Origin of the sequence: Lactobacillus amylovorus DSM 20531, from assembly GCF_002706375.1 — a bacterium.
Classification (GTDB): domain Bacteria; phylum Bacillota; class Bacilli; order Lactobacillales; family Lactobacillaceae; genus Lactobacillus; species Lactobacillus amylovorus.
Genome location: NZ_CP017706.1, coordinates 2146169 through 2172769 on the forward strand (window position 1 = coordinate 2146169; position 26601 = coordinate 2172769).

At 37.1% G+C, this 26601-nt stretch carries 19 protein-coding genes and 9 pseudogenes; 18 read left to right on the plus strand and 10 right to left on the minus strand.

Annotation, left to right across the window (positions count from 1 at the left end):
• Positions 1-50: 50 nt before the first annotated feature.
• Both LA20531_RS10990 and LA20531_RS10995 read left to right on the plus strand, forming a co-directional pair.
• Positions 51-3194: a type I restriction endonuclease subunit R gene (locus LA20531_RS10990; protein WP_056940412.1), complete on the plus strand. Its 3144-nt coding sequence runs from the start codon at positions 51-53 to the stop codon at positions 3192-3194.
• A 19-nt stretch (positions 3195-3213) separates the two neighbouring features.
• Complete coding sequence (locus LA20531_RS10995) at positions 3214-4992, plus strand: GmrSD restriction endonuclease domain-containing protein (protein ID WP_056940411.1); 1779 nt, start codon at positions 3214-3216, stop codon at positions 4990-4992.
• 258 nt (positions 4993-5250) lie between these two features.
• Here LA20531_RS10995 and LA20531_RS11000 read toward each other — a convergent pair.
• From LA20531_RS11000 to LA20531_RS11015, 5 genes and pseudogenes are all read right to left on the minus strand, one after another.
• Positions 5251-5406: pseudogene (locus tag LA20531_RS11000) on the minus strand (IS256 family transposase); the annotation flags it as partial.
• A gap of 59 nt (positions 5407-5465) precedes the next feature.
• Positions 5466-6311, minus strand: a complete 846-nt coding sequence (locus LA20531_RS11005; protein WP_236704176.1) for an ATP-binding protein — start codon at positions 6309-6311, stop codon at positions 5466-5468.
• Positions 6244-6657, minus strand: coding sequence for an ATP-binding protein (locus LA20531_RS11730; protein WP_236704175.1), 414 nt, complete (start codon positions 6655-6657; stop codon positions 6244-6246). The genes LA20531_RS11005 and LA20531_RS11730 overlap by 68 nt, the downstream gene beginning before the upstream one ends.
• A 77-nt stretch (positions 6658-6734) precedes the next feature.
• Positions 6735-7772, minus strand: coding sequence for a C39 family peptidase (locus LA20531_RS11010; RefSeq protein WP_056940410.1), 1038 nt, complete (start codon positions 7770-7772; stop codon positions 6735-6737).
• Between the two features lie 9 nt (positions 7773-7781).
• Positions 7782-8757: pseudogene (locus LA20531_RS11015) on the minus strand (C40 family peptidase).
• A gap of 200 nt (positions 8758-8957) precedes the next feature.
• Here LA20531_RS11015 and LA20531_RS11020 point away from each other — a divergent pair.
• The 5 genes from LA20531_RS11020 to LA20531_RS11040 all read left to right on the plus strand — a co-directional run bounded on the left by LA20531_RS11020 (position 8958) and on the right by LA20531_RS11040 (position 14584).
• Positions 8958-10262 carry an MBG domain-containing protein gene (locus tag LA20531_RS11020; protein ID WP_162252728.1) on the plus strand — a complete coding sequence of 435 codons (1305 nt, stop codon included), beginning with the start codon at positions 8958-8960 and terminating at the stop codon, positions 10260-10262.
• A gap of 429 nt (positions 10263-10691) precedes the next feature.
• A complete protein-coding gene (locus LA20531_RS11025) occupies positions 10692-11810 on the plus strand; it encodes a 5-methyltetrahydropteroyltriglutamate--homocysteine S-methyltransferase (RefSeq protein WP_056940408.1) in 1119 nt (372 codons plus the stop codon).
• Positions 11811-11990: 180 nt separating this feature from the next.
• Positions 11991-12464, plus strand: a complete 474-nt coding sequence (locus tag LA20531_RS11030; protein WP_013437854.1) for an S-ribosylhomocysteine lyase — start codon at positions 11991-11993, stop codon at positions 12462-12464.
• 108 nt (positions 12465-12572) lie between these two features.
• The gene (locus LA20531_RS11035; protein ID WP_013437855.1) at positions 12573-13388 is read left to right on the plus strand and encodes a Cof-type HAD-IIB family hydrolase; all 816 of its coding nucleotides are present in this window, start codon (positions 12573-12575) and stop codon (positions 13386-13388) included.
• Positions 13389-13402: 14 nt separating this feature from the next.
• Positions 13403-14584, plus strand: coding sequence for a hypothetical protein (locus tag LA20531_RS11040; protein ID WP_056940407.1), 1182 nt, complete (start codon positions 13403-13405; stop codon positions 14582-14584).
• Positions 14585-14648: 64 nt separating this feature from the next.
• Here the strand turns inward: LA20531_RS11040 and LA20531_RS11045 are convergent.
• The 3 genes and pseudogenes from LA20531_RS11045 to LA20531_RS11055 form a co-directional block, all read right to left on the minus strand.
• Positions 14649-15879: pseudogene (locus tag LA20531_RS11045) on the minus strand (MFS transporter).
• Between the two features lie 149 nt (positions 15880-16028).
• Positions 16029-17560 (minus strand): annotated as a pseudogene (locus LA20531_RS11050) (YfcC family protein).
• A gap of 123 nt (positions 17561-17683) precedes the next feature.
• Positions 17684-18463, minus strand: a complete 780-nt coding sequence (locus LA20531_RS11055) for a hypothetical protein (RefSeq protein WP_056940406.1) — start codon at positions 18461-18463, stop codon at positions 17684-17686.
• Positions 18464-18599: 136 nt separating this feature from the next.
• On the opposite strand from LA20531_RS11055, the pseudogene LA20531_RS11060 reads away from it, so the two are divergent.
• The 6 genes and pseudogenes from LA20531_RS11060 (at position 18600) to LA20531_RS11855 (ending at position 20568) form a co-directional block, all read left to right on the plus strand.
• Positions 18600-18931: pseudogene (locus LA20531_RS11060) on the plus strand (putative quinol monooxygenase).
• A gap of 2 nt (positions 18932-18933) precedes the next feature.
• The gene (locus tag LA20531_RS11735; protein WP_236943758.1) at positions 18934-19206 is read left to right on the plus strand and encodes a GNAT family N-acetyltransferase; all 273 of its coding nucleotides are present in this window, start codon (positions 18934-18936) and stop codon (positions 19204-19206) included.
• On the plus strand, positions 19203-19355 hold the full coding sequence (locus tag LA20531_RS11740) for a GNAT family protein (RefSeq protein WP_236943759.1): 153 nt from the start codon (positions 19203-19205) through the stop codon (positions 19353-19355). The genes LA20531_RS11735 and LA20531_RS11740 overlap by 4 nt, the downstream gene beginning before the upstream one ends.
• Positions 19356-19451: 96 nt before the next feature.
• The gene (locus LA20531_RS11070; RefSeq protein WP_233994605.1) at positions 19452-19661 is read left to right on the plus strand and encodes an aldo/keto reductase; all 210 of its coding nucleotides are present in this window, start codon (positions 19452-19454) and stop codon (positions 19659-19661) included.
• Positions 19662-19858: 197 nt separating this feature from the next.
• A pseudogene (gene hpt / locus LA20531_RS11075) lies at positions 19859-20390 on the plus strand (hypoxanthine phosphoribosyltransferase).
• Between the two features lie 55 nt (positions 20391-20445).
• A complete protein-coding gene (locus LA20531_RS11855; protein ID WP_257790261.1) occupies positions 20446-20568 on the plus strand; it encodes a hypothetical protein in 123 nt (40 codons plus the stop codon).
• A 42-nt stretch (positions 20569-20610) separates the two neighbouring features.
• On the opposite strand, the pseudogene LA20531_RS11085 reads toward LA20531_RS11855, so the two are convergent.
• Positions 20611-21593 (minus strand): annotated as a pseudogene (locus tag LA20531_RS11085) (IS30 family transposase).
• A gap of 59 nt (positions 21594-21652) precedes the next feature.
• Positions 21653-23048 (minus strand): annotated as a pseudogene (locus LA20531_RS11090) (IS3 family transposase).
• A 182-nt stretch (positions 23049-23230) separates the two neighbouring features.
• Between LA20531_RS11090 and LA20531_RS11095 the strand changes: the two are divergent.
• From LA20531_RS11095 to LA20531_RS00005, 5 genes and pseudogenes are all read left to right on the plus strand, one after another.
• Complete coding sequence (locus LA20531_RS11095; RefSeq protein WP_056940368.1) at positions 23231-23470, plus strand: hypothetical protein; 240 nt, start codon at positions 23231-23233, stop codon at positions 23468-23470.
• 291 nt (positions 23471-23761) lie between these two features.
• Positions 23762-23905 (plus strand): hypothetical protein, encoded by a 144-nt coding sequence (locus LA20531_RS11745; protein WP_236943761.1) that lies wholly within the window; start codon positions 23762-23764, stop codon positions 23903-23905.
• Between the two features lie 321 nt (positions 23906-24226).
• Positions 24227-24802 (plus strand): hypothetical protein, encoded by a 576-nt coding sequence (locus LA20531_RS11750; RefSeq protein ID WP_236943762.1) that lies wholly within the window; start codon positions 24227-24229, stop codon positions 24800-24802.
• A gap of 5 nt (positions 24803-24807) precedes the next feature.
• A complete protein-coding gene (locus LA20531_RS11755; protein WP_236943763.1) occupies positions 24808-25593 on the plus strand; it encodes a hypothetical protein in 786 nt (261 codons plus the stop codon).
• A pseudogene (locus tag LA20531_RS00005) lies at positions 25590-26596 on the plus strand (polyphosphate kinase); the annotation flags it as partial. The gene LA20531_RS11755 and the pseudogene LA20531_RS00005, both read left to right, overlap by 4 nt.
• Between the last annotated feature and the right edge of the window lie 5 nt (positions 26597-26601).

The following is a 26601-nucleotide window of genomic DNA, read 5'->3' on the forward strand; positions in this document are numbered from 1 at the left end:
ATTATTAGCTAAAATGAAATTATAAGTTTAGTAATAGGAGATCTTAGACTATGAAAAAGAGTGCATATTTATCAGAAGAGGACTTAGAAGATTTAGCACTCGATAGACTCAAAGAAATTGGCTATCAAGTTCTTAAGAGTGAAAGTTATACAAAAGCAAATTCTGAAATAGACGCTGAGCGAGGAAAAGATCCAGAAAATTCGATCTTAAAACCTCGCCTTTTGGCGTCCTTAAAAAAATTAAACCCAGGATATAGTGATAAAGTTTATAAATCTGCATATAAGCAATTTGTTAAGCTTGCTGACAATCCTGATTTAATGATTAATAACCACCAGTTACATAAGTTAATTATTGGTGGAGCTAAAGTAAAAATGTCAGAAAAGGGACAGCAACGAACTGTAACTTTGTATCCAATTGATTTTAAAAATATTGATAATAATGATTTATTAGTTACTGATCAATTTACATCAAAATACGGTGACAATAGTCGTCGAATAGATGTTTCTATTTTTATCAATGGACTGCCTTTAGTTACTTTTGAGCTCAAGAATATGAGTAATGAAAAGACCACCATAGAAGATGCATATAACCAACTCCAAACTTATAAAGCGGAAATCCCAAATTATATGCAATATAACGAGATTTTGATTATATCTGATGGAGTAAATGCTCAGGCGGGTACTTTGACTTCTGGATTTGATAGGTTTATGCGTTGGCGCGCACCTAAACAAGTAAGTGATCTTTCAGATCTTCAACTTGAAACAATGATTAGGTATATGTTAAATCCAAAAGACCTGCTTAATCTTATTCAAAATTTCATTATTTTTGAAACTAATGGTGATAAAACTATAAAAATTGTAGCTGCTTATCATCAGTATTATATGGTGAATAAAGCTGTTCTTGCGGCAAAAAGGACCTTAGCTAATCCTAATGATAAAAGAATAGGCGTGGTTTGGCATACAACTGGTTCAGGTAAATCACTATCAATGGTATTTTTCTCAGGTATTGTTTCAAGAAAGCTAGGTAACCCAGCAATTTTGGTGCTTAATGATCGAAACGATTTAGATGATCAACTTTTTGAGACTTTTGATAAAGCTCATGAATATCTTCAGCAAAATCCAGATCATGCTGAAAATAGTGAAGAAGTACGAGATTACATGTCACGAAATTCTGGTGGTATCGTCTTTAGTACAATTCAAAAATTCTCACCTGATTTTGAAAAAGGTGAAACTAAAATGCCAGTATTGACGAAACGATCTGATGTTATTGTTATAGCTGATGAGGCACATAGAACGCAATATGGCTTAGAAGCTAAAATAACTAAAAATGGACTTCGGTATGGATATGCAAAATACTTGAGAGATGCTTTGCCTAATGCTTCATTTATTGGATTTACTGGTACTCCGATTAACTTAGCTGATAAGTCAACTACTGCAGTATTTGGTAAGTATATTGATATTTATGATATAACCCAAGCTGTTAATGACCATGCGACTGTGCGTATTTATTATGAAAGTCATGTTATTCCGCTCAAGTTAAAAAAAGGATCGGAAGAAGAATACAAACGTTTAATTAAAGATGTTGGATTGAATGATAATCCGGATGAACCGGATAATATTCGAAGAAATAAAGAATTTACACGATTAGAGGTTTTAGCAGGTTCTAAGCCTAGACTTGAGAAAATTGCTAGACATTTTATTAAACATTTTGCAGCTCGTAGAAAAGAAGAATTTGGCAAAGCAATGATTGTTGAATTATCTCGTCAAAATGCTGTTCGTTTATATAATGAAATAATAAAATTAAAACCTAATTGGGCTAGTGATGATATTAATAAGGGAAAGATAAAAATTATAATGACGACATCAGCCTCTGATGGACCTGAATTAGCTAAATTTAAGACTTCCAAACATGATCGAGCTATTCTAGAAAAACGAATGAAGGATAATAATGATGAGCTTTCTGTAGTCATTGTCGTTGATATGTGGTTAACGGGATTTGATTCACCAAGTCTTAATACGATGTATATTGACAAACCAATGCATGGGCATAATTTGATCCAGGCTATTGCTCGCGTTAACCGAGTATTTAAAGATAAGGATAGTGGATTAATCGTTGATTATATTGGAATAGCTGATCAATTAAAATCAGCTTTAAGTTTCTACTCTAAAACAGATCAAAATCAAGTAGGTATTGATGTTAATAAAGCATTGAATTTATTAAAAGAAAAATTTGAAATTATCAAGAATGATTTTCTTTACGGTATTGATTATTCCGAATTTGATTCTAATAATTCGGCTGAGCGGATACAAACTGTTACTAAAGTTGCCAATGAAATCCTAGCTGAAGATAAAGAAACACAACAGAAGTTTTTAGATACTGTGTTAGAGGCACAAAAAGCTTTTGCTTTGGTATCGACTTTTGATGAAGCACAAAAAATGGCGCCAGAAATTGCATTTTTTGTCACGGTTAAAGCTTTTATTAATAAATTAAATAATGCTGGATCTGTTTCAGGTGGCAGTAAACAAACAAATGATTCTAAAATTGTAAAATATCGTATTAGACAATATTTAGATCAGTCTATAATTTCAGAACCATATGTAGATATATATAAAGATATGGGGCTTGAAAAGCCTAATTTAGATGTCATTTCGGATGAATTCTTAAAAAAGATTCAAAAGATGCCAGAACAAAATATTGCTATTATTGTTCTACAAAAATTACTTGAGGGTAAAATAAAATCTTATCAAAGAAAGAATCTAGTTCAAGGTAAGAAATTTAATGACATGCTTAAGGATGCAATTGAAAAATATAATGTAAGAGGGATTACAAGCGAGATTGTCATTCGTGAATTAATTGAAATGGCAAAAAAGATGAATGCAGAGCAAGAAAAAGGAAAAGATCTGGGTTTATCTGATGAAGAAATTGCTTTTTACGATGCTCTAGCAAATCATGAAAAGGCAGTTCAAGTTCTTGGAGAAGAAAAACTTCATATAATTGCAGCTGAATTAGTAAAAATTGTGAAAAAAGAATCAGGAGTTGATTGGCAACGACGTAGAAATGTTCAAGCTAAAATGAGAGTTGCAGTAAAACATCTTCTTAGAAAATACGGATATCCACCTGATATTGCTCCTAAAGCTGTTGATACTGTTGTTAGTCAAGCTGAAAGATTGGCTTCGAATGAATCTGAAGATTAATTTATAAGAAAGTGCATCTATGTCAAATACAAACAAAAGTTATAGTGTAGACCACACTAATGTAGGAACATTACTTCATTGGATTGAAGAAGACAAAATAGGTCTCCCAGAAATGCAACGACCTTTTGTATGGAAGTCAGTACAGGTTAGGGATTTAATTGACTCATTATATCGAGGATATCCTATTGGTTTTATTGTCACTTGGCAAAATCCTGATGCTGCATTAAAGAATGGTAGTAAAGGTCAAAATAAAGAAATTATTATTGACGGCCAACAGAGAATCACAGCTTTAAAGGCAGCATTAGAAGGGCATAAAATAGTTGATGATAAGTATTTGTCTAAACGAATTTATATTGCATTTAATCCAACTACTGAGGAATTTGCTACTAGAAGTGCTGCTATTGCAAAAGATCCTAAATGGATTCCAGATATATCAATTTTTAATCAACCTAGTTTTGATGAATTTGAATACGTTATTAATAATAGTCAAAGTTTAGGATTACCTGGTAATAAACTTAATGCAATTATTCAAAAGTTAAAAGCAATTTCTGAGTCTGAAATTGGAGTTATTAATTTAGATAGTAAATTACCAATTGATCAAGTAACTGATATTTTTAATAGAATTAATCAAAAAGGGACAAGACTATCATCGGCTGATTTTGCTATATCAAGATTATCTTCTGATGTGACACATCATGGTAATGATTTGAGAAAAGAAATTGAATACTTCATTCAAATTTATAATGATGCTGCATTAGCCGATAATATTAAGCAAATGGATCCAGATTTTGCAGATTCAGAGTACTATCAGCATATTGCTTGGGCTAAAAATGAGAATACTACGATTTTTGATCCAGATTTTGGTGACTTATTACATATTTGTTTAGGAATTGGCTTTCTTCGTGGTCGATTATCACAATTAATAAGTTTAATTTCAGGACGTGATTTTGAAACTAAAACTTATACAGAGGAGGCAATGGCAAAGTCATATCAAAAATTAAATGAAACAATTCAATATGTATTAAACGAGAGCAATTTTAAACGCTATATTTTATTGTTAAAGAGTTTAGGTATAGTGGATAAAAGTTATGCTAAGTTGCCTGATTCTTACACTAATTTTGGCTACATTCTTTATTTGTATTTGAAAAAGTATACCAGTTTTAATAATGATGAGATAGAAAAATATACTAAACAGTGGATCTTAATGTCAGCCTTAACTAAACGCTATGGTTCAAGTCCGGAGACAGGATTTGATAAAGACTTACGTTTATTAGTTGAAAATAATTCTAATAATCAATTGGTTGAATTTTTTAACAATGTAATTACAGATAATTTAACTGATGAATTTTGGAATTTGACTTTACCTAATAATCTTGTGGCACAAACTACTCAACTGACAAATTGGCGAATTTTTCAAATGTCACAAATACATGCTAAAAGTCATGCTTGGTTAGAAAAAGATAAATTTACAGCAGATACTATTAACGAACAAGGAAATATTCATCATATTTTTCCAAAAGCATATTTACGTAAAAATGGTTTTAAACAAAGTGAATATAATCAGGTAGCAAATTATGTTTGGATAACGCAGCCACGAAATCTTGAGATAGGCGATAGAGCACCTAAAGACTATATGACAGATATGGAAACTACCAAGTATCATTCTGGTGAAAATGATCAGGCTAATGCAATTCCAGCAGATTTAAATGAATTGGATTATCACCAATACAATCATTTCTTAAATGAACGTCGTAAATTAATGTCACAGAATATTAGGAAATTCTTTAATAGTTTATAAGTCAACTGCACTAATAAAAAATGATATCAATGCAGCATGCAAAGATATCATTTTTCTTTTATCTCAAATTCTCATCTTTAAAATCAATTACATTACCGATAACAAAAACTGCTCAGCTGTGGATCTTCTTAATACTCTTCTAATATCTACAGCAATAGAAAAAAGGCCGCTTTTCTTTGTATATCACTAGTACTATGAAACTGTCAAATTTTTTGTGTAAATAGATTTTTCTCGTAGATCGATTTTTTAATCTTTTATTTAATCAAAGTAGGATTCTAAGGTATCCTGAACCTGACCAAAGCCTTTGTGGATTCGATTGAAATAGCGTTCGTTGTAGCTCATTGCCTGAATGCCAATAAAAGTATTAAGCGACTGTTCAGTTGGAAACTCTGCTTTAGGCTTAGCTTTACGCTTACTTTAAAATTCATCATTAAATTAAAAAATCGACTTACCTTAAAAGTGAGTCGATTTTTTTATTTGGTTAAAAAGTCAATTATGTGAATGACAGGGATGCCATCAATATTACCAACGTCGTCCCAATTGTTAGTAATGATTATCTTTTGATAACCAGTAGGTAAGTGCAAGAAATTATCAGATTCACGAGTACTATTTTCGGGAATCTGATCTGTCACTTGAATGTATTTTACATCCGTATCCTTTTGAGCTACAAAGTCAATTTCTTTATCATTATATTTACCGACAAAGACTTCATAACTACGACTAAGTAATTCAAGATAAACTAGGTTTTCAATCTTAGAACCGCGATTAATATTTTTTCGTTGTAATTGTGATCTAATGAAGCCTAGATCGACAACATAATATTTACCTTGACCTCGTAAATATTTTTTTCCGCGAATATCAAAACGAGGAACTTTATAAAACAGAAAAGCATTATGCAATAGTTCAAGATAATTTTCAATCGTATTGTTGCTTACTTTAAGACCTGAAGACCGCAGAGTATTGGCAATTTTGTTAATGCTGATCAATTGACCAGTATTGCTTAAAAGGTATAATGCAATTCTTTCCAAAACTTCAGTGTTCTTAATAGTAGCTCGACCAGCGACGTCTCTTAACAAAATACTATTATAAATTCCTGATAAAACGTCACGTTTTAATTGAGAATTTGTTTGTAAAACTACGGAAGGAAAACCACCGTATTCGAGATATTCGCTTAAATGCCGTGCGGGATCGGTATTCTCTAGTTTCTTGAAATACAAGAATTCTTTGAAGGTTAATGGTAGCATTTTTATTTCAACATATGGACCAGTTAAGTAAGTGGCCATCTTTCCAGAGAAGTGATGCATTAGAACCAGTAACATAGATGTCGGAATCAAATGCAATTCTATGCCCATTAATTAATTTTTGCCATTCTGAAACTTCTTGAATTTCATCGAATAATAAATATACTTTTTTATTTGCAACTACCTTATCTTTTAGATATTTATACAAATCTTTGTAAGATAATAAATCGAAAAACTCAGGATTTTCAAAATTAATATAAATAATCTGATCTTCGTCTACGCCCATGCTTAAGAGTTTATCTTTAATCATCAATAATAAATAACTTTTTCCAGATCGACGTACACCAGTAATAATTTTGATAAATTCAGTATTTATCATAGGTTCAATCCGTTTTAGATATAAAGGTCTGTCAATAGGTTTCATTTGATTTTCTCCATACTGAAAATTAGAGTACTAAAAAAGACTTACTTTTGAAGTAAGCCTTATTCTTTTTATTCAAATTAATAACTCAATGCACGGTGACCATCGAGTGCCCAGTGACGTTGGAACGTTGCTACACTCATTGAACGCTTAGTACCAGTCCACGGATCATTGTAGTACAAAGTGTTACCGTGGTAACCGGTGAGGGCAATGGCATGGTTAGAAAAACCATCGAACCAGCCAACCCAAGCCACAACTAGGTGAGAACGAATCAGCTTTTTCTTAATTGCTGCAATGCTGCAGCCAGTCATATTGGTGGCAGTGCCAAGGTAGTGCTTAACCACAGGCTTAACGCCATTTGGTGCGACCCAGAAGCCCAACGGAAACTTCTTATAAGGTGAACCGATGAAGCCTTTGTTAGGGTTGAGGCTGCGTGGCATGATTTTTGCTGCTTGATCTTTAGTAATGTTCTTACCAGCAAAGTTGATCATCATTGTTACAGCGGTGATTTCACAACCAGTAGGCATTTCAGGACGCTGGCAAATTACCTTAGCATAATTCTTAATACCTGTGATATTGCCGGATTTGTTGATCCAGTAGTAGGCGCGACTAGTCTTGGTATTCTTGAACTTGCGCTTGCCATCCTGACCAAAGTAACCGTAATTGCTTTGCTTGGGAATCTTACGGACTTTGGTGAGCATAGCACCATTTTTGTCGAACAAGTACCAATCCTTGTCGATCTTCTTCAAACCCTTGGTTGGCTTGTTGTTGACCACATAGTAGCGCTTGCCGTTTTGACTAACCCAACGAGCTTTGGGCTTAGGTTGAGTTTTAGCCTCAAGTTGCTTATTAGTAGTAGATTCGTTTTTTTCAGGTTCCTTGTTTTCAGTCTGATTCTGGTTTTCATTCTTGTTTTGACTAGAGTCAGTATAACTTGAACTATTTGGATCCTTCGTATTTAAATTATTGTTTGAGTTATTAGTATTTGAATTTGAACTATTATTAGCGGTAGTTTGGTTTGCGCTTGTTGTAGTATCGGCTAAAGCAGTCTGACTAGTAGTGAGCATTAAACCGGCGCTAAATAAAGTTGCTAAAAGGATTAATTTTTGATGTTTCATTTTTCCTTACTAAATAAACGGTCTCTTGATGCCGGCAATAACGTTGCGTTGACCGTTAACGATCGGTTGGACCATGACACGTGGTGGCCAGCTTTCGATCACGCGGTTATTGCCAAGATAGATTGCAACGTGCCAGATAGTGTGAGTACCTGGTTGGTAGTAAAAGACAAGATCGCCACGTTGACGTTCAGAATATGGAACGCGCTTCAGGTGCTTGTCGGCCCAAAGGTTACGTGAATTCCATTCATTGCCGGGATGGGCATGACCAATTGAACTAGTTGGAGTTGGGCTAATCCCACCAGCGTAGAGACTTTGCATTACAAGACCAGAACAGTCAACGCCGTATGCTGGACTTGAAGAACAACCTGCAAGCCATGGTTTACCCATATATTGGTAGGCTTGGTGAATCATTGCCTCAATATGAGCAGAACGGCCTTGCCAAGCTTGCGCTCTAAGCGGTGCGATGTAGTTATCTATATCATACCATGAAGCATTTGAAAAAAACTAACTTTTGCCAAGTCTTAATTCCTTCATAGCCGCGGTACAAATTGTAGCCGACCGTACCATAAGGCTTAACTTGAGTGTAGTGAACTTGATGGTAGCCCTTTGGATTTTGGTAACCCTTGACTGCAGCAAGCAAACTTGTTTTTGCTGGTAAATACAAGCCAGTTGTGGTTCTGACTACTGGAGCCTTGCAATTTGGTGTAATTAGACTTTGAACTAAAAAGTGTTCACCACTTCTAGCGGTGCGAACTGAGTTGGTCAATGCTGCATCGGAATAGGCAGGAGTGGAATGCTTAACACGGATAATCTTTGGACTACGTGAAAAGTAATCAGCCTTGCTGTAGCTGGTAGTTGTTGCACTAGTTGATTGATTTGTTGAGACGTCGCTAGTTGTGTCTGCGGCTTGCACGCTAGTGGTGCAGGCAACGATTCCAATTAAGGCAGAGACAATGGCAATCGTCCACTTATTTTGTTTTTTCATATCATAAAACCCCTTCAAATTTTAAATAATAAAATTTGAAAATTGAATAGGTTAGTTTTTTGAAAATGTAAATATAGTATGCGCTTACATTTTCGAAATATGTATAGTCCGAATAATTGAATTTAGTTTTTATAAGCCTAGACTAAGGGTGTAATGAAAGTGAGTTAAATTCAGAAAGTGATTTATTAGTTGCAGCTAATATTAATAATGTTCACTATTCAGCTACTATTTACGCTCCAGATGGAACAGCACAAACTATCACTTTAACCAAGAATGATCTTCAATTTGTAGATGCTGATGGCAATGCAATTACTCCAACTAATGCTGGTACTTACACAGTTGCATTATCACCATCTGTCGAAACCAGATTGAAGAACTTAACTGGCAACAACGATAACTACACGTGGACATTTAAGACTACTGTAACTTACAATATTGCTTCAACTACTGCTTCTGCAGGATTATCTGGATCTAACCGAAAGGTATTTGATGGATCTGGTGTAACAACTGCACAAATCAATCATGGCGGCAGCATTGAAGTTACATTCACATACCCAGGTAGCACCGATAGTAGTATGTACAAACTTCAAGATGGTGACTATACTTGGAATACATCAGATCATAATGCTCCTAAGAACGTTGGTATCTACACTATCACTTTGACTGATAGTGGATCAGCCACATTTGAAATCATTGCTAAGCCAATTAGCGGTGTAACTATTTCTGATAATGATCAAAGTAAGACTTACGATGGTCAAGCTGCTGGATTGGATCTCGATGCTTTGAGCATTAGCGGTACTGATACTGTAAGTGGTACTGCATTGTCAGATACAGGAATTCAGGCTAGCAGCTTTGATTGGTACTATGCAAGTGGTAATAAGCTTGATGAAGTTCCAAATAATGTGGGCACTTACGAAGCTCGTTTGACAGACAGAGCTTTGGCAGCATTGCAAAATGCAAATCCAAACTACAGCTTCAGTGAAGTCAACGGTACGATTAAGTACATGATTAATCCAAAAGTTGCTACAGATAAATTAGGAAACAGTGGTACGAAGACTTACAACGGTCAAGGTACCTCAGTCAGCGATATTATTAACTCAGTAACTTGGAATCCAGGTGGTCTAGTAACTGGTGATGACTATGAATGGATGACTAAGAATACTGACGGTACTTACAGTGTTATGACAGGTCTTCCAACTAACGTTGGCCCTTACTACTTGAAGCTTAAGGATAGCGGAATTACTAAGATCAAGAACGCTAATACTAATTACAGTTTTGCAGATGGTCCAATTAGTCCAACTTCTGACGAACAAGCTATTAGTCCTAAGAGCGCAATCTTCAACCATACAACTAATAACAAGAATGAGAATGCCAAGAAGAATGAGTTGCCACAAACTGGTTCAGCGCATAAAGGTCCACTTGCATGGCTTAGTTCATTGTTCGCAGGCTTGAGTCTATTCGGCTTAGCCGCTGACAGAAAGCGCAAGAAGAAGGACGATAATTAATCAAAGAGAAGTCATGGATATATTCCATGGCTTTTTCTTTATGAAAAAATAAAAGCAAATATTAAAAATATGTTGACAATATGAGAGCCAAATTATAATATAAGATCAAATCAAATAAGAGCGACAAAGAAAAGATAAGTAATTAGCGGTTACCGCCAAAGAGAGCTGCGGATGGTGAAATGCAGTGCGGGAGTACCTAACGAAAATGGTCTTGGAGTCCATTGAAGAGCAAGCGCAAGTAAGCTGTTCACGGGGGATGCCCGATATAGCGTCCGAGTATAACTTCTATTTTTAGAAGCGTACTTAGTGAGGGTATCAGTGTAAGCTGATACTGAATAAGGGTGGTAACACGCTAGTAGCGTCCCTAGACAAGCAATTGTCTAGAGGCGCTTTTTTTGTCCTGTTTTTTTAATAAAGGAGAAGAGAATTATGAGTAGAAATTTAGTACATTATGATATCGTTGGTAGTTTTTTAAGACCTGCAGAATTAAAGCAAGCAAGAGCAGATTTTGCCGCAAAGAAGATTTCTAAGGATGACTTAAAGAAAGTTGAAGACGAAGAAATTAAGAAATTAGTTGCCAAAGAAGAAAAGGCTGGTTTAAAGATCGTCACTGATGGTGAGTTTAGACGAAGCTACTGGCACCTTGATACCTTCTGGGGCTTCGGAGGAATCAAGCATACTAAGCAAGAACACGGTTACTTCTTCCACGATGAAGAAACCCGTAACGATTCGGCCCAAGTTGAAGGTAAGATTGAATTTACTGGTGATCATCCTGATCTCGAAGCCTTTAAGTATTTAAAGAGTATCACTGATAGCAGTGACGTCACTCCTCGTCAAAGCATCCCTTCACCCGCACAATTCTACGCCGAACTCGTTCGTGGTCCAGAAAACGTGACAGCCGTAAAGAAGTTTTACTCCAGTGAATACGAATTACTCGACGATATTTCAAAGGCCTACCGCAATTTAATCCTCGCCCTCTATGATGCAGGTTGCCGCGACGTCAAACTTGATGACTGTACTTGGGGCATGGTTGTTGATGACGACTTCTGGGCAACAATGGTTAAGCAAGGTTTCGACCGTGACGACTTGGAAAAGAAATACCTCCGTGTTAACAACGGTGCTTTAGTCGACTTGCCAGACGACTTACGTGTTTCAACTCACATCTGCCGCGGCAATTACCACTCAACTTGGGCAGCAAAAGGCGGCTACGGTCCAGTTGCCAAATATGTTTTCGCTAAAGAAAACGTCGATGCCTTTTATCTAGAATTCGATAATAAAAGATCTGGTAGCTTCGATCCAATCAAGGAAGTACCAGCAGGAAAAGAAGTTGTTCTTGGCCTTGTAACCAGCAAGAAGCCAGAACTTGAAAAGCCTGACGACCTGATCACTAGAGTTAAAGAAGCCGCTCAATTCCACGACTTGCAAGACTTAGCTCTTAGCACCCAATGTGGTTTTGCCTCAACCGAGGAAGGCAACCAATTAACCGAAGAAGAACAATGGAAGAAGATTGCTTTAGTAATCGATACTGCTAAGCAAATCTGGGCATAATTAATGAAAGAGGGGACAAAGCAATGAAGAAAAAACTATGGATTATAGCACAGGTAGTATGGGGATTACTGATTTGCTTTGGCCTCTATGTCTTCGCAAATTTATAATTCTCAATCTGAGCATATTAAACAGGAATTTAGTTAAAAGCTAATATAATTATTTAAAAAGGAGAAAAATACTATGGCAAAAGTCGAGAGTTTCACCCTGGATCACACTAAAGTTAAGGCACCTTACGTTCGTTTAATTACTGTTGAAGAAGGACCAAAAGGCGACAAGATTTCTAACTACGATTTGCGTTTAGTCCAACCTAACAAGAACGCCATTCCAACGGGTGGTTTGCACACCATCGAACACCTGCTTGCAAGTTTACTCCGCGATCGTCTTGACGGCGTTATCGATTGTTCGCCATTCGGCTGTCGGACTGGTTTTCACTTGATCGTTTGGGGCGAGCATTCAACTACTGAAGTTGCAAAAGCTCTTAAGTCCTCCCTTGAAGAAATTCGCGATACCATCACTTGGGAAGACGTTCCAGGAACCACGATTAAGACCTGTGGTAACTATCGCGATCACTCACTCTTTACTGCAAAGGAATGGTGCCGCGACATCCTTGAAGAAGGCATCAGTGACGATCCATTTGAACGTCATGTCATTTAATTAAGTATAAATATTAAGAATAAGCTAGGTTTTTGTACCTAGCTTTTTTTAGTGTGCATATTTTGTTATACTGAAAACGTATTCAATTTAGAAAGACGTGAGTTTTTTATGTATAAACTAATTGCCTGTGATCTTGATGAAACTCTGATTGATGATGATGCGCATGTCTGTCAGCGTAATATCGATGCGATTAAAGCAGCGACAAAGCTGGGCGTGAAGTTTGTCCCAGCAACTGGACGCGGCTATCGAGCAATTGAGAAGACGCTGGCAGAGATCGGTCTGAAGGATAAGGCAAATGAGTATGTGATTTCTTTTAACGGGGGATGCATTACCGAGAACAAGGATAATCGAATTATGAAGTTTCAAGGCTTGGACTTTGCTAAAGCCGACGAACTTTATCGTCTTGGTTTAAAATGCGATGTCTGCATCCACGTATATACTAAGGATATGGTTTATGTCTATAACGCAGATGAAGATGAAATCAAGTATCTGAAACTACGTCACGTTTACAAGATTATTGATGAACCAAATCTTGACTTCTTAAAGGGACAAGACATCGCCAAAGTTTTATACGGTAGTACTGATATGCCATATTTAGAAAAGATAGCTAGTGAAATTAGCAATACTACCAAGGATCTCGACGTGTCATATTCTTCCAACCGTTATCTTGAATTCAACCATCAAGGCGTCAACAAGGGTGAAGGCTTGCTCTGGCTTGCTGATAAGCTTGGCATCAAGCCTGAAGAGACGATGGCCTTAGGCGATAACTTTAACGATCTTTCTATGATTGAAGCAGCCGGATTGGGTGTTGGCGTGGCTAATGTTAACCCTAAGATGAAAGACGACTGCGACTATATTACCAAAGCCGATAACAATCAAGGCGGCGTTGGTGAGGCAATTGAAAAATTTGTTTTAGAAAAGTGATGAGGTAAAGATAGATGAAATTTAACAAGAAAATCCTAATGATTTCTGCTGCAACTTTGATGTTGGCTAGTCCTGTAGCAAGTTTGGCTAATGCAAATACTATTTCTGCAGCAAGCGTAAAGAAGGTTTCATACGCAAAGCAGACCACTGTGACGGTTAAGAAAAAGACGCCACAATTGTTCATGGCAACTGGCGGCCGTGCTTTAACCACTGGTAAGTACTACAAGAAAGGTCAAAAATTGACTGTTGATCAATTAGGCGGCATGAATATTTTAGCTAATAGTTCTCCAGATGCTTACCACATTAAGGGTACCGATTATTATGTTTGGGCTAAGGACGTTAAAGCAAAGCGTGCCTTACAAGATATCGATTATACAAGTCGTGGTTTGACTACAGTGCGGACCAATAAGTCTAAGGCACCACTTTACTCATTTTACGCTGAAAAGTCTACTCCAGCTGGCTATGCCTTTATGAAGGGGACTGATTTTAAAGTTAATGGTGCAATGTACTTGTACAATGCTAAAACTGACAAGAGCGAATTGTACTACCATTTGACTAATCATTATCACACCATGGCTAATTTGAAGACTTCACCGGATTTCCCTAACAGATTTAATACGGAGCTAGTTGATACTGGGGATGCCTTTGTGAAGGCTAGCGATGTTAATTTCTTTTCTGGCAAGAAGTTGAAGCCAATTAACACAGCTGCTTCCGCAAAAGATGGTAGCAAGATTGCTATTTTAGAAAATCAGGAAGCTGACTTGAAGGATTTACTTGGCAAAGTAGATAGTGTCAAGAATTCAGTTAAATACAAGTTGTCTAGTTCTCTCAAGCGTGACAATTACGATCTAGCTGTGAGGGATGCACAAACTCAGGTTAACTCAAGAAAGTTAATGTCAACTGCTGAAGCACAATACTTGATCTGGAGCCTTAAGACTTATGAAAGTGAGCTTGATGGTGCCAAGGTGAAGGTTGGCAACATGAATAAGTTGACTTCAAATGAGAAGCTCGCAATTGGTTTGTTGGTGATTTCTGTTTATGGTAAAAACACTGACAAGGAAAGCTTATATGGCTATGCCAAGTTTAATAAGGGCAATGACAAGACCTTTACTTTAACTATTGAAGATATGCATAATCAGAATAAGGTTGTTTCAACCAAGACAATGAAAACTAGTGATTTTGCACAAAAGAGATAAGACGATAAAAAGAGGGATGTATCGATTTGATGCATCCCTTTTAGTTTGTTTATTTTGTTTTTATTTAATCGTTATTGCTTAATTCTTTAAGGCCTGGCAAACTCATCATAACAATGAAACTAATGATGTAGAGGGCTGAAAGAAAGCCCATGACAACCGTTAAATTGTAGTGATCCATCAAGATACCGATGACAACTGATGAGAAACCACCGATTGCACGGCCAATGTTAACGATGATGTTGTTAGCTGAAGAACGAATCTCAGTTGGGTAGAGGCGACTGATTACTGCACCGTAACCACCAAACATCCCATTTGAGAAGAAGCCCATGACTGCACCGATGATGAGTAAAGTAGCCATGTTTTGTGCAAGTGATAAAACATAAACCATGACAGCTGAACCGATCAAGAAGATGGCGAAGGCTCTACGTGGACCGAAGTGGTCGAAGATGTTACCAAAGGTTATCATACCGATGCTCATGCCGACGATAGTTGAGATCATCCAAATACTTGAGCTAGATACGTTTAAGTTCAATTGCTTTTGCACGATGGTTGGTAACCAGTTCATTAAGCCAAAGTAACCAGCGATTTGGACGGTCATCATGACCATCAAGCCTAAGCTTTGAAAAGCAAGACGTGGGGTTGAAAACATTTTTTTAATGACATCACGTAATAATGAACCTTTTTCATCTTTTTTAGCTTGGAGGAATTGATCGCTTTCATGCAAATGTCTTCTAATAAAGACTGTTAAAATTACTGGGACAATTCCGACCAAGAATAGTGCGTGCCAGCCAGCTGTTGGAATAATCCAAGCCGAAATTAATGCCGCAAAGATCGCACCGATTTGACCACCGACTGCCGCAATTGAGGTCATCTTACCAATTCTGTCGCTTTCAAAGTTTTCGGCGATTAAGGCAATGCCTACGCCATATTCACCGCCGGCACCAATACCAGCGAGAAAACGTAAGGCGTAGATCTCATAGATGTTGTTGGCAAAAGCCATTAAACCCGGTGGCAATGGCGAAGATCAAAACCGTGTGTGAGAAAGTTTTAACACGGCCAATCTTGTCACCCAAGATGCCGAAACAAATACCACCAACTAACATTCCTAAGTTAGTGATTGAGGAGATCAATCCAGCGGCTCCACCTGATAGATGTAAGTCCGCAATCATTGAACTCATCGCAAACGATAAAAAAAGCACATCCATGTTTTCAAGCGCAAAACCTGATGAAGTAGAGGCGATGACCCACTTTTGGTTTTTACTTAGTCCCTGACTGTGCTGCGTAATATATTTCATATTTAATTCCTCCAAAACGAATGCTCTCTGTCATCCAATTATTTCTTCGTCTGTATATGATACGCTTTTTGAATAAATAAACAAGGGTTGTTATGAAAAAAGATCATCCTATCGTGCTGAAAGAATGATCTGAAAACTTTGTTTCAAATCTAATATACTAACAATCCGACGCCTAATGCGACTAGACACAAGACAAATTCGATGACCAGTAATTTCCAACACCACTTGAACCATTTGTTAAAGTCAATATTAACCATCATCAAACTCATCAAGATTAATCCGGTTGGGGCAACCAAGGAAATAAAGCCAAGGCCCCAGTTGTAGGCATCAATTACACTAGCACGGTCGATTCCAACCACATTGGCAAGTGGTGCCATGATTGGCATGGAAAGTACGGCCAAACCAGATGATGATTGAATGAAGAATCCCAGAATGATGTAGACGATGAACAGGAACCAAATGAAGATTAATGGACTCATGCCAGAAATCTGTTGGCTGAAGAAGTGCATGATGGTGTCACTGGTGTGACTGTCGTCCATAACAATGGAAACGGCTCTCGCCAACCCGATTGTCAAAGCAACACCAAGCAAATCGCTAGCACCATCAACGAAGGCTTGCACAACTTTGTGCTCGGAAAGTCCCGAGAAGATAGCCATCAAGTAGCCGGCAGTTAAGAAGACTACCGAAATTTCGGTGAAGTACCAGCCTTTTTGTTGTACACCCCAGATCATGACGATAAAGGCAATGCCGAAGATGATCAATGATAATTTTTGTTGCCAAGTAAAGTTGGCTGGTTTGTTAAAGTCGGCATCGTTTAAGTACTTTTCACGATCTTCTTCGTATTGGTCGTAAACAACAGATTTAGTAGGATCTTTACGTACCTTTTCAGCGTAGCGAATGACATAGATCATACCAACTACCGTACAGATGACCCACATGGTAATTCTGAGTGGTAAAGCTCTGGCGAAGTTAACACCGGCAGTGTTAGAAGCGATGATCGTTGAGAATGGGTTAATGGTTGAAATCATGGTCCCAATACTCGTTCCCAGGAAGATCGTTCCTAGAACTGTCATCGTATCATACCCGGCTAGCAGGAAGACTGGAATTAGGATTGGGTACATGGCCATCGTTTCTTCGGCAAGACCAAAGGTTGTACCACCAAGAGAAATTAGCCCCATCACAAGGATAATCAACAGAATTTGCTTACCTTTGATTTGCTTAGATAAAGCCTGCATCCCCGAGTTGATCGCGCCGTTTGCGTGAACGACACCAATACATCCACCTAGGATCAAAACGAAGGCGATGATGTCGACACTTTGAGCGATACCTTGTACCTGTGAGGTGAAGAACTGATTGATCGCCTGCCACAGGTTAGGCTTCTTTAAATTGATTATCTCGTAAGAATTTGGAATAGCAACTGGCTTGTAGATTGTGCCATCCTTAAATTTCTTGACTGCAATGTTGACCTTGTACTTCTTTAAAGTGGCCTGAGTAGCAGGTTATTTGTACTTTTTACCACTTGGTCTGGTAACTACGAAATCTTTATTGCTGGTATCATAAGCAATCGTCGCATAGTTACCGGCAGGAATAACAAAAGTCATAGTTGAACAAGCAAAAGCACAATTATGATGACGGTATGGGCCGTCGGAAATTGGTGCTTTTTCTTCTTTTTAGTAGCCATAATAAAACCTCCTTACTTGTATAACTATTGATTTATAGTTTTATTATACAGTTAAGGAGGTATCTTTTGACAGCGATTTCATATAAATATAATAAAAAAGCCGAGCTTGACTCGACCTTCTTGTTATTCAGCGTGTTTACCGCGATTTCTGTGCCAGAACTTGCGTGGAATATAGATTGCGGCAATTACTATAATCACCAATGGAGTAACCACGAATTTCAAGATGTTGTTGTTACGTTCAGCTTGTACATTAGCATGATTTTTGGCAGTAGCAGGTTTGTTCTTCTTACTTGTTGCCCTTTTCTTATTAGGCTTACTGCTGGTAGCTGCCTTACTTGGACTAGCATTTTGCTTTTTGTTTAAATTAGAAGTAGCAGAATTTGGCATCTTGTGTTGGTGACGCCATTTGTCTGTTTTCTTGATTGCTGAATGGCTGTTGTGATTATCCTTTGTTACATTCTGTGAATGTTGTTGATTATGGGTAGTGGTTGTGCTACTACTATCCTTCTTATTTGGCAAATAGTAGGCACAATCGATGTAGGTGACACCACTTGGATTGTTAGGATCAACTTCAAGGGCACGTCCATCATAAGGGGGATTACCAGCTATCTCAAAGTCACCAATTCTCTCTGGTAATTGCCCCATGTTAAAGAATTGCCGCTCAGGGACACCGTTAACCACTTTTACCGTATCGGCATACATGACTTGTAAGGTTTGACCAGTATATTGATTTATGCAACGCCAATATAATGATTGGTAGGTTACATTTTGTTTATTTGTTTCAGATGTTTGTGGTTGATTAGTTTGATCATTTTCATCAGCTAAAACTGGAGTAGTCGTTAAAAGCAGGGCAGCTGGTAACGCTGCACACAGTTTGATGAGGAATTTTCTTTTGTTTAACATTTTTCTCACCTCTAAATAATAACGCTTACTTTCTACTTAAATTTTAGCGATAACTTTCGATGAATACAAGTTAAGAATAAGCAAAGATTATATTAAAATAACTAATGAAAGCGATTTTACAAAGGAGAGACAAATTATGAGTTTGACTGTAAATCTTTATTACAATGGCAAAAATGGTGATGCCAGAAAGTTCGCACAAGAAATGGAAGACAAGGGTATTGCAGGTCGTATTCGTGCCGAAGAAGGCAATGAAAATATGATTACTTTATCCCAATGGACGATCCTGAGACGGTTTTATTAATCGATAGTTGGCATGATCAAAAGGCGCTTGAGGCTCACCATGCTTCACCTATGATGAAGGAATTGGCTGACTTGCGTGAAAAGTATGACTTTCATATGTGCGTTGAACGCTACATCTCAGATGACAGCGGCGTGCCTGCAAGTGATCAAAAGTTTATTCGGAAATAAATATGATTAGAAAATATCAAAAGAGCGATTTAGATGCGTTGATGCAGATTTGGCTTAAGGGCAACCTTGATGCACACGATTTTATTGATCCAAGTTATTGGCATGATAACTATGAATTGGTGAAAAAAGAGTTGCCGAATGTTCAGCTGTATGTAGATGAAGAAGAGGGCGAGATAGCTGGTTTTGTAGGGATGCAAGGCAACTATATTGCCGGTATCTTTGTTAAAAGAGATTATCGGGGCCGCGGTATTGGTGGAAAGCTGATTGACTTTTGAAGCTAAAGCATGATAAATTGCAGCTGTCGGTGTGTGAAAAGAATGAAGCGGCTCTTAGTTTTTATCAAAATCGTGGTTTTAAGTTAGTGAAAAAAGAGATTGATCAAGAGACTGGTGCAGCCGACTGTTTAATGGAGTGGGATGCATAAAAGTTATGCCTAGGAATTTATAATAAGTATTTTTTCATAATGGACTAGCGGTATTAAGCTTAAAGTAATGAAAGTCAGGAAAAGCATGGTGTTGAGATGTCAGAAATTGCTTTAGCTTGGGAATGGGCTAAGGGTATCACTGCTCCAATTGTTGGTTCAACGAAGATCAAACACCTTGAATCAGCTGTGAATTCGATGGGCGTAGAGCTCACACTAGATGAAGTAAACTATTTTGATGAATTGTATGTGCCACACCCATTATCGGTGCAATTAATCAAAATTCACCTGAGGGCACAGTGGTTTTAGATAGGAAATAGAGTAAAGAAACTATTAAGTGTAAAATCTTAATAGTTTTTTATTTACTCTCACTAGAACACGAACGATAATATATAAAATTATGATTAATTAATAAATAAGCTAATAATTTTAGCAAAATACTGTGAAACTCAAAAAATATATGTTAAAATCTTATCGTTAACTAATTTGAGAGGGAAATAATCAACATGAATAACGACATCGAAAAAGTATTATTTGATCAAGATCACTTAACAAGCGCATGGATGAAATGGCAGCTCGCCTTAACAAGAAATATGAAGGGCAAGAACCAATCGTCATTCCAGTTTTGAATGGCGCAATGATCTTTGCCAGCGATATGATCAAAAGATTAACTTTCGAATTAACAATTGAGCCAATTAAGGCCTCCAGTTATGAAGGTACCAGCTCTACTGGTAAGGTTAAGATTACCCAAGACGTGAAGTCAGACGTTAAGAACCGCCCAGTAATCTTCATGGAAGATATCATTGACACAGGTAGAACTTTAAAGGCACTTAGCGACTTGATGAAGGAACGCGGTGCCAAGAGTGTTGAAGTTATTTCTATGTTAGATAAACCTGAGACACGTGTAGTTGACTTCTACCCAGATGATTATGGCTTCAAGGCTCCTAATGAATTCTTAGTAGGTTACGGCTTGGACTACAACGGTCTTTACCGCAACTTGCATATGTCGGTATTCTTAAGAAAAGAGTTTACGCTTAGATTTAATATAGATAATGTAAAAAAGACATAGCTTATCTCATTTAACCCAGACACTTTGGTACGTGATCTTAAGCTCTTTAAGCAAAATGGTTATGAAACTAAGGCAATCACACCGATTGATGTTGCACCTCAAACACCAGATATGATGTGCATTTGCAGACTAGATAAGGAAAATTAATTTAAAATAAGAAGCCCGTAAATTGCATAATAAATTGAACATTTATACTGCTTGATAGATATGATCTAATTCTTTCTCAAAGATTTCATCTGGAGTATGATATGCCAAGATCTTTCTTGGTAGCGAATTGCACCAGGTTTCAATATTAATGATATCTTGAAGAGAATAGTTATTGATGTAATCACCTTGGGAATAAATCTGCGAATAAGGCCATTGTGTCTTTCAACAGTGCCTTTATCGCAATAAGTATATGGATGGCGTAATAGACTAAGGTATTAGATACTTCTCTAGATTGGAAAGATCCGCAAACTCTGAACCATTGTCAGTTGTAATTGTCTTGAAGATTTCATTCCAGTGCTCACTATACTGCTTATGTAGAGTTGAAAAGCGCTCATCACACTGGCAGCTGTCTTGTCTGGAATACGCAAGATTAGAAATTCACGGCTCATTCGCTCAGACAAAGTTAGCAGTACTTGATCATTAATCTCTTTAGGGCGTTCTTCAATGCTTCGACCTAATTTCTTCTTGTTCTTATGAACACGATGAATTTTAGTATTACGCTTTAACTTCTCAGGCAAATCAGAGTTTCTGATAGCCAACAAGCCTTGATCTACATAGTTATATAGAGTTCTAGTGCAGACTATCTGGTCGCTGCTAAATTCACCCACAGCCAAGCAGCGATTGGCACATACATCAAGTGACCAATTGTCTTCAAAGAATGCTTATTGACATACTTGATAAAGTCAGATTTCTTCAAGAAGTCTGATTTGCGACCACAGTGGCGTCGGTTAGTCTGATAAACACTTGACCATGATCAGCCTTGTAACGCTTCTGTTTGCCACGATAAAGAGTAGCAGTGCCTCGTCTAACTTCGTAACTGATTGTAGAAGGCGAACAGCACAACTCACGAGCGATAGCTCTGATAGAGCAGCCATCCTTCAAGCGAGTTTGAATAACAACCCGTTGTTCAAATGATAAATGCTTCCCTTTTGATGCTCAGGCATGATAGAATGTAAAGAGTCCATTTGTGACCTCGTTTCTGAATGTTTTGTGGTAATTACATTTTATCAAACTGAACTGAGACCTAAAAATTAGACAGTTTAAATACAGGATTAATAGAGGCTTGATTCCGATATTCTTTCGGAGTTAAGCCTTTTAATCTGCTCTTTATCCTTTCTTCGTTATAGTATTCGATATATCTTCGATTGCTTGAGCTAATTCTTGAAGACTATGGTACTTGTATTCTTGATCATAGAACATCTCTGTTTTGAGCAAGCCAAAGAAGTTTTCCATTAGCCCATCATCCATGGAATTACCTTTTCTAGACATGCTTTGAGTAATACCATGAAGCTTTAAAGCACGCTGATATCTTGGACTTGGTATTGACAGCCCTGATCAGTATGAAAGATGCAATTATTAAGAGCCGTTTCCTTGGCAAAAGCCCTATCAAGCATTGTCATTACTAACTCCATGTCTGGATGTTTGGAAATAGTGTAAGAGACTATATCGCCTCCACAACCATCCAAAATAGGTGATAGATAAAGCTTTTCACCATTGAGGTGAAATTCAGTAATGTCAGTGTACCATTTCATGTTGGGCATTGGTGCAAAGAAATCACGACGAATTAAATTAGGGGCTATCTTGCCAATAGTTCCTTGTAGCTTGAATACTTACGCTTGTTGCGTCTGATACCCTTAAGACCCAATTTATGCATCCAGTAACGGACTGTTTTCTCCAGTAATATTCCAGCCTTCTTTTATTAACTGGAGTGCCACTCGACGATAGCCATAGCGTCCTTTGTGACGATTAAATATTTCCTTGATCCTTGCAATAAGTTTGGAACGCTTGGGCTTCTTAGGCTTTCGTTTAATTATTTTATAGTAAGAACTTCTGGCAATCGTAGGCAGCTCTGGATGCTCTGAAATTGCATCTAAGACATAGTTCAAGCTAACCTTAAATTCATGCCTTAGATCAGTAATTGCCTTAGCTATTTCTTTCGATCTTTGTCTTGATCCAAGGCCTTCAGTTTTTTTACGTATTCGTTCACAATACGCAATCGCAAGTTTTCTTCTTTCAGCTTTTGGATCTCTTTCTCCAATTCCTTGCGTGATTTTTGAGTCTCTTTGATCACGGGCAGGGCGTCCTTTCTGTTTGATAATGACATTATACCCGTTTTCCTTATATTCTCTAAGCCAAATACTAAGTGTGCCAATACTCTTAAGCCCCAGTTCTAGTGATACTTGTACATATGACTTGGTACTGAAAACAGCTTGCTCAATTGCTTGTTCTTTAAATTCCTTAGAATAAACCTGATAAGGCCTATCTAAAACATTGATTCCATACATATCAATTAATCTAAGCATGTAATCCAAATTAGCTACATTCGTTTTATATGTTTTAGACAACTGACTTATTGAAATCTTTTCATCTTTCCATTTACGATAAATTTCTATTTTCTGTTCTTTATTAAATTTAGACATAGTAAAGACCTAAAAGTGTCTCACTTTTAGGTCTCACTTCAAACAGGTCCAAATGGACTTTTATTTTTCTAAAGTGTTCAATTTGATTTTACAATCGGCGAAATAAGAAGCCTAACATAATTAGGTAAAAATGTTATAATGATTGTGTTGAAGTTTATTTATAAGAAAAGAGATAAAAGCGAATGAACACAATTGCATTTAACCAACAATTATCAGACAAATTGAATGAAGCTCTAAATCCTGATTTGTACTCAACACCAGGTAAAGGTGAAATTACTGTAGTCGCAAATGAAAAGAAAGGTTTGCGTGAATACCGCATCATCACCAAAGACAACAAGGTTGTTGATTTAGTTGATGCTTATGACTCTGAGCACGATGCCGACTACCAAAAGTTAGTCGACTTCCTCAAGGACTACCGTTAATTAAGATACAATTAAGACCAGAGCCATATCAGCTCTGGGCTTTTTTATTCGCTTGGCTTAATAATTTTCTAATAAACAAGTAAAACAAACATAATAGAGTTAGATATAATGAAAACACAACTAAGATTTAAAGGGGCCAAGATTATCCTGAACAACAAAATGGTTTGCCAAAGGCATTCTTCCATAACCCAAATATAGGGATATGAGTGTCAATGCTCGTTATCTTTACATAATTTTTACTCTACGGATGACAGAGTCACAAAATAGGGTTGGATAGATGACGACGGCAACATGTACATCATTTATTCAGATGAAGATTTGATGAAAGAAATGCACTGCAAATCTTGTACAGTAGATAAATTGAAAAACGAACTAGTTGAATTTGACTTACTATCAATGGAGAGACATTCAACCATTTGTATCCCTTACATATAAGCAATTCGTATAGTCATTAGGGTGAAAAAGGTACATAAAATTGTGCCTTTTTTGTTATTAATTTTTTCAAAATTAGGCCGTAAAATTTAGATCATAATCAAAAGTTAAATATAATTAAGATAGAGTAAAAGTATAATATTAAAGTAATTGCATTAATAGGTGAAAATAATAAATGAAGAAAACTTTATTTGGTTTAATTTATATGTCTTCCTATAAATTCAACTTAACATAGTAGATCTAAAGGATCTAACTGTCATTGAAAAACTGGATTCGCCTTCGTTTTTACAAGCTGATAGTAAAAGCCAGGTTTTTGAACAAGATATGGACAAAATCTGTGATGCAATTGAAGGCTTTAAAGAGAAGCTAGCAGAATATCAGATTAAGGATTTCAAGTTTTACGGCAATGAACAATTAATTGATGAAATGTCTGCCAGTTTTATTGCAGATCAGATCAAGGTTAGAACTGGTTGGAAGATCGAATGGCTTAATGGTGGTCAAATCGTCTACGCCAAGGTTTTAAGCGGGATGAAGAGTCAAGCAGAAGTAAATGACGATGACGAGGACCACGCCACTTATTTGCTTAGTCTTGGTTCTGCAATGATCAACCTTTCTTTGTTTAAAAACAATAAGTTCGAATCAAGCTGGAGCCTGGCTTTAGGTCCACGAGAGATCCAAGAGATCAATGAAATCACTAATGAAACGCCTAATGATCCGATCTATGTTATCAATGATTACTTAGGTGCGAAGATCGGTCACTTGGCTCGTCAGATCAAGGATAATTCGCGTGCCGCTGTAATTATCCAACACGCTGATGCCTTGAATAATACTTATTTGAAGAAAGAAACTCAGCTAACCAAATTACGCACGAAGAATTTCAACACTTCTATGATCAACTGATCCAAATGTCGCTTAACGATATCATGCAAAACTATGACTTGGAACCAGCTGTAGCTGACCACGCTATTCCTAATGCCATTTCAATCAAGCAATTCCTTTCTCTTTTAAATATTGGCACGATTTACATTACAGACATGTCTGTTGTCACCGGCCTTTTGATGCTAGAGAAGAGAGGCAAAGATACTGATATCATGATGACTTCAGCTCAAAATATGGCTCGACGCTATTTGGTTGATTTACACCATGCTACTGCAGTGCGCAAGTTTGCTTTGCATATCTTTGACCGTCTGCGCAAGGTACATCTTTTGCCTAAATCTGACAGAGAATTATTGAGTTGGGCTGCCATAGTTGATGATATTGGTAGTTTTGTTAACCAAGCAAGACGCTATGAGCAATCAGCCGAATTCTTGGATGATAATGAATTGATCGGCTTGTCTGATCGTGAAAACGAAATTGTTAGTGAAATTTGTCGTTATCAGACTATGAACGAAGATGGTTCTGCACCTGACATTGGTGGCCATCATTACCGTCACCTAGATCCAGAAATTCAGTTAACGGTTGCCAAGCTTTCCGCTATTTTACGAATAGCTACTGCGTTAGATGCTTCACACAAGCAAAAGATTAAGCAAATCGTTATTTCGCTGAAGAAAAATAATGAATTAATCGTCAGAGCTAAAACAAATGCGGATATTACATTGGAACGCTGGTCCTTTAATAAACGCGTGAAATTATTTGAAGACGTATTTGGTATCAAAGTTGTTTTAAAACAAGAGGGTATGAATAGACAATGAGTAGTACATTTTTAGGAAATGAAAAAGAAGAAATAAAACCGTTTTTGAAACCGGAATATTTCAATAATCGTGAATTAAGTTGGATGGATTTTAACGATCGAGTACTAGAAGAAGCTCGTAATAGGGACAATCCATTGCTTGAAAGAATCAACTTCTTAGGTATCACTCAAAGCAATGTTGATGAATTCTTCATGGTTCGTGTCGCTTCTTTGCACAAGTTGATTGCGGCCGGTATCAAGACTACTGATTCATCTGGTATGACTCCAGAAAAACAACTTGACGCGATTAACAAAAAGGAACACAAAGCAGTAGAAAAGAGATACTCAACTTACTGGCGTTCACTTTTGCCTCAACTTGAAAAGAAGAACATCTTTATTAAAGAAGTTAAAGATCTGAGCGCACAACAATACGAATTTTTAAGACGTTACTTTAGTGATGAATTGTATCCAGTCATTACTCCAATGGCTGACGACACTAACCGTCCATTCCCATTTATTGCTAACGATTCTTTGAATATCGCTGTTCATTTAAAGGACAAAGAAGATGGCAAGCATCACTATGCTACACTTAGAGTTCCTAATAACTTTAAACGTTTAGTTAAGTTACCAAAAGCAGACAACAGTTTTGTTTTACTAGAAGATATCATCAAAGAATTTGTCAGCAGCTTTTTCGACGGCTACGAAGTAAAAGAAGCCGCAATTTTCCGTGTTACTCGTGACATGGACTTGGACGTGGCTGAACGTGATACTTCAGACTTTTTACGTAGTGTCCAAAAACAATTGAAGGACCGTGAACATGGTAAAGCTGTTCGCCTTGAAATCGAAAAGTCAATGGTGACAAATTGCGTTCACGCTTGTTTGACAAGTTAAACGTTAAAAAGAGCGAAATCTATGAAATTTCAGGTCCAATTGATTTAACTTTCCTTAAGAAGTTAGCTGGCGCCGTTAAGGGACATGAAAAATTGCGCTATGCTCCAATTAAGGGTTACGTTGATCCAGACTTGGCTTT

What these genes read in the sequence shown, in the direction of transcription:
- LA20531_RS11025 (WP_056940408.1), top strand. Translation starts at nt 10,692, where the DNA reads ATGAGTAGAAATTTAGTACATTATGATATCGTTGGTAGTTTTTTAAGA.
- LA20531_RS11095 (WP_056940368.1), top strand. Translation starts at nt 23,231, where the DNA reads ATGAACACAATTGCATTTAACCAACAATTATCAGACAAATTGAATGAA.
- LA20531_RS11040 (WP_056940407.1), top strand. Translation starts at nt 13,403, where the DNA reads ATGAAATTTAACAAGAAAATCCTAATGATTTCTGCTGCAACTTTGATG.
- LA20531_RS11010 (WP_056940410.1), bottom strand. Translation starts at nt 7,772, where the DNA reads ATGAAACATCAAAAATTAATCCTTTTAGCAACTTTATTTAGCGCCGGT.
- LA20531_RS11070 (WP_233994605.1), top strand. Translation starts at nt 19,452, where the DNA reads ATGTCAGAAATTGCTTTAGCTTGGGAATGGGCTAAGGGTATCACTGCT.
- LA20531_RS11005 (WP_236704176.1), bottom strand. Translation starts at nt 6,311, where the DNA reads ATGTTACTGGTTCTAATGCATCACTTCTCTGGAAAGATGGCCACTTAC.
- LA20531_RS11030 (WP_013437854.1), top strand. Translation starts at nt 11,991, where the DNA reads ATGGCAAAAGTCGAGAGTTTCACCCTGGATCACACTAAAGTTAAGGCA.
- LA20531_RS11730 (WP_236704175.1), bottom strand. Translation starts at nt 6,657, where the DNA reads ATGAAACCTATTGACAGACCTTTATATCTAAAACGGATTGAACCTATG.
- LA20531_RS11750 (WP_236943762.1), top strand. Translation starts at nt 24,227, where the DNA reads ATGGACAAAATCTGTGATGCAATTGAAGGCTTTAAAGAGAAGCTAGCA.
- LA20531_RS11755 (WP_236943763.1), top strand. Translation starts at nt 24,808, where the DNA reads ATGTCGCTTAACGATATCATGCAAAACTATGACTTGGAACCAGCTGTA.
- LA20531_RS10995 (WP_056940411.1), top strand. Translation starts at nt 3,214, where the DNA reads ATGTCAAATACAAACAAAAGTTATAGTGTAGACCACACTAATGTAGGA.
- LA20531_RS10990 (WP_056940412.1), top strand. Translation starts at nt 51, where the DNA reads ATGAAAAAGAGTGCATATTTATCAGAAGAGGACTTAGAAGATTTAGCA.
- LA20531_RS11055 (WP_056940406.1), bottom strand. Translation starts at nt 18,463, where the DNA reads ATGTTAAACAAAAGAAAATTCCTCATCAAACTGTGTGCAGCGTTACCA.
- LA20531_RS11035 (WP_013437855.1), top strand. Translation starts at nt 12,573, where the DNA reads ATGTATAAACTAATTGCCTGTGATCTTGATGAAACTCTGATTGATGAT.
- LA20531_RS11735 (WP_236943758.1), top strand. Translation starts at nt 18,934, where the DNA reads ATGATTAGAAAATATCAAAAGAGCGATTTAGATGCGTTGATGCAGATT.
- LA20531_RS11745 (WP_236943761.1), top strand. Translation starts at nt 23,762, where the DNA reads ATGTACATCATTTATTCAGATGAAGATTTGATGAAAGAAATGCACTGC.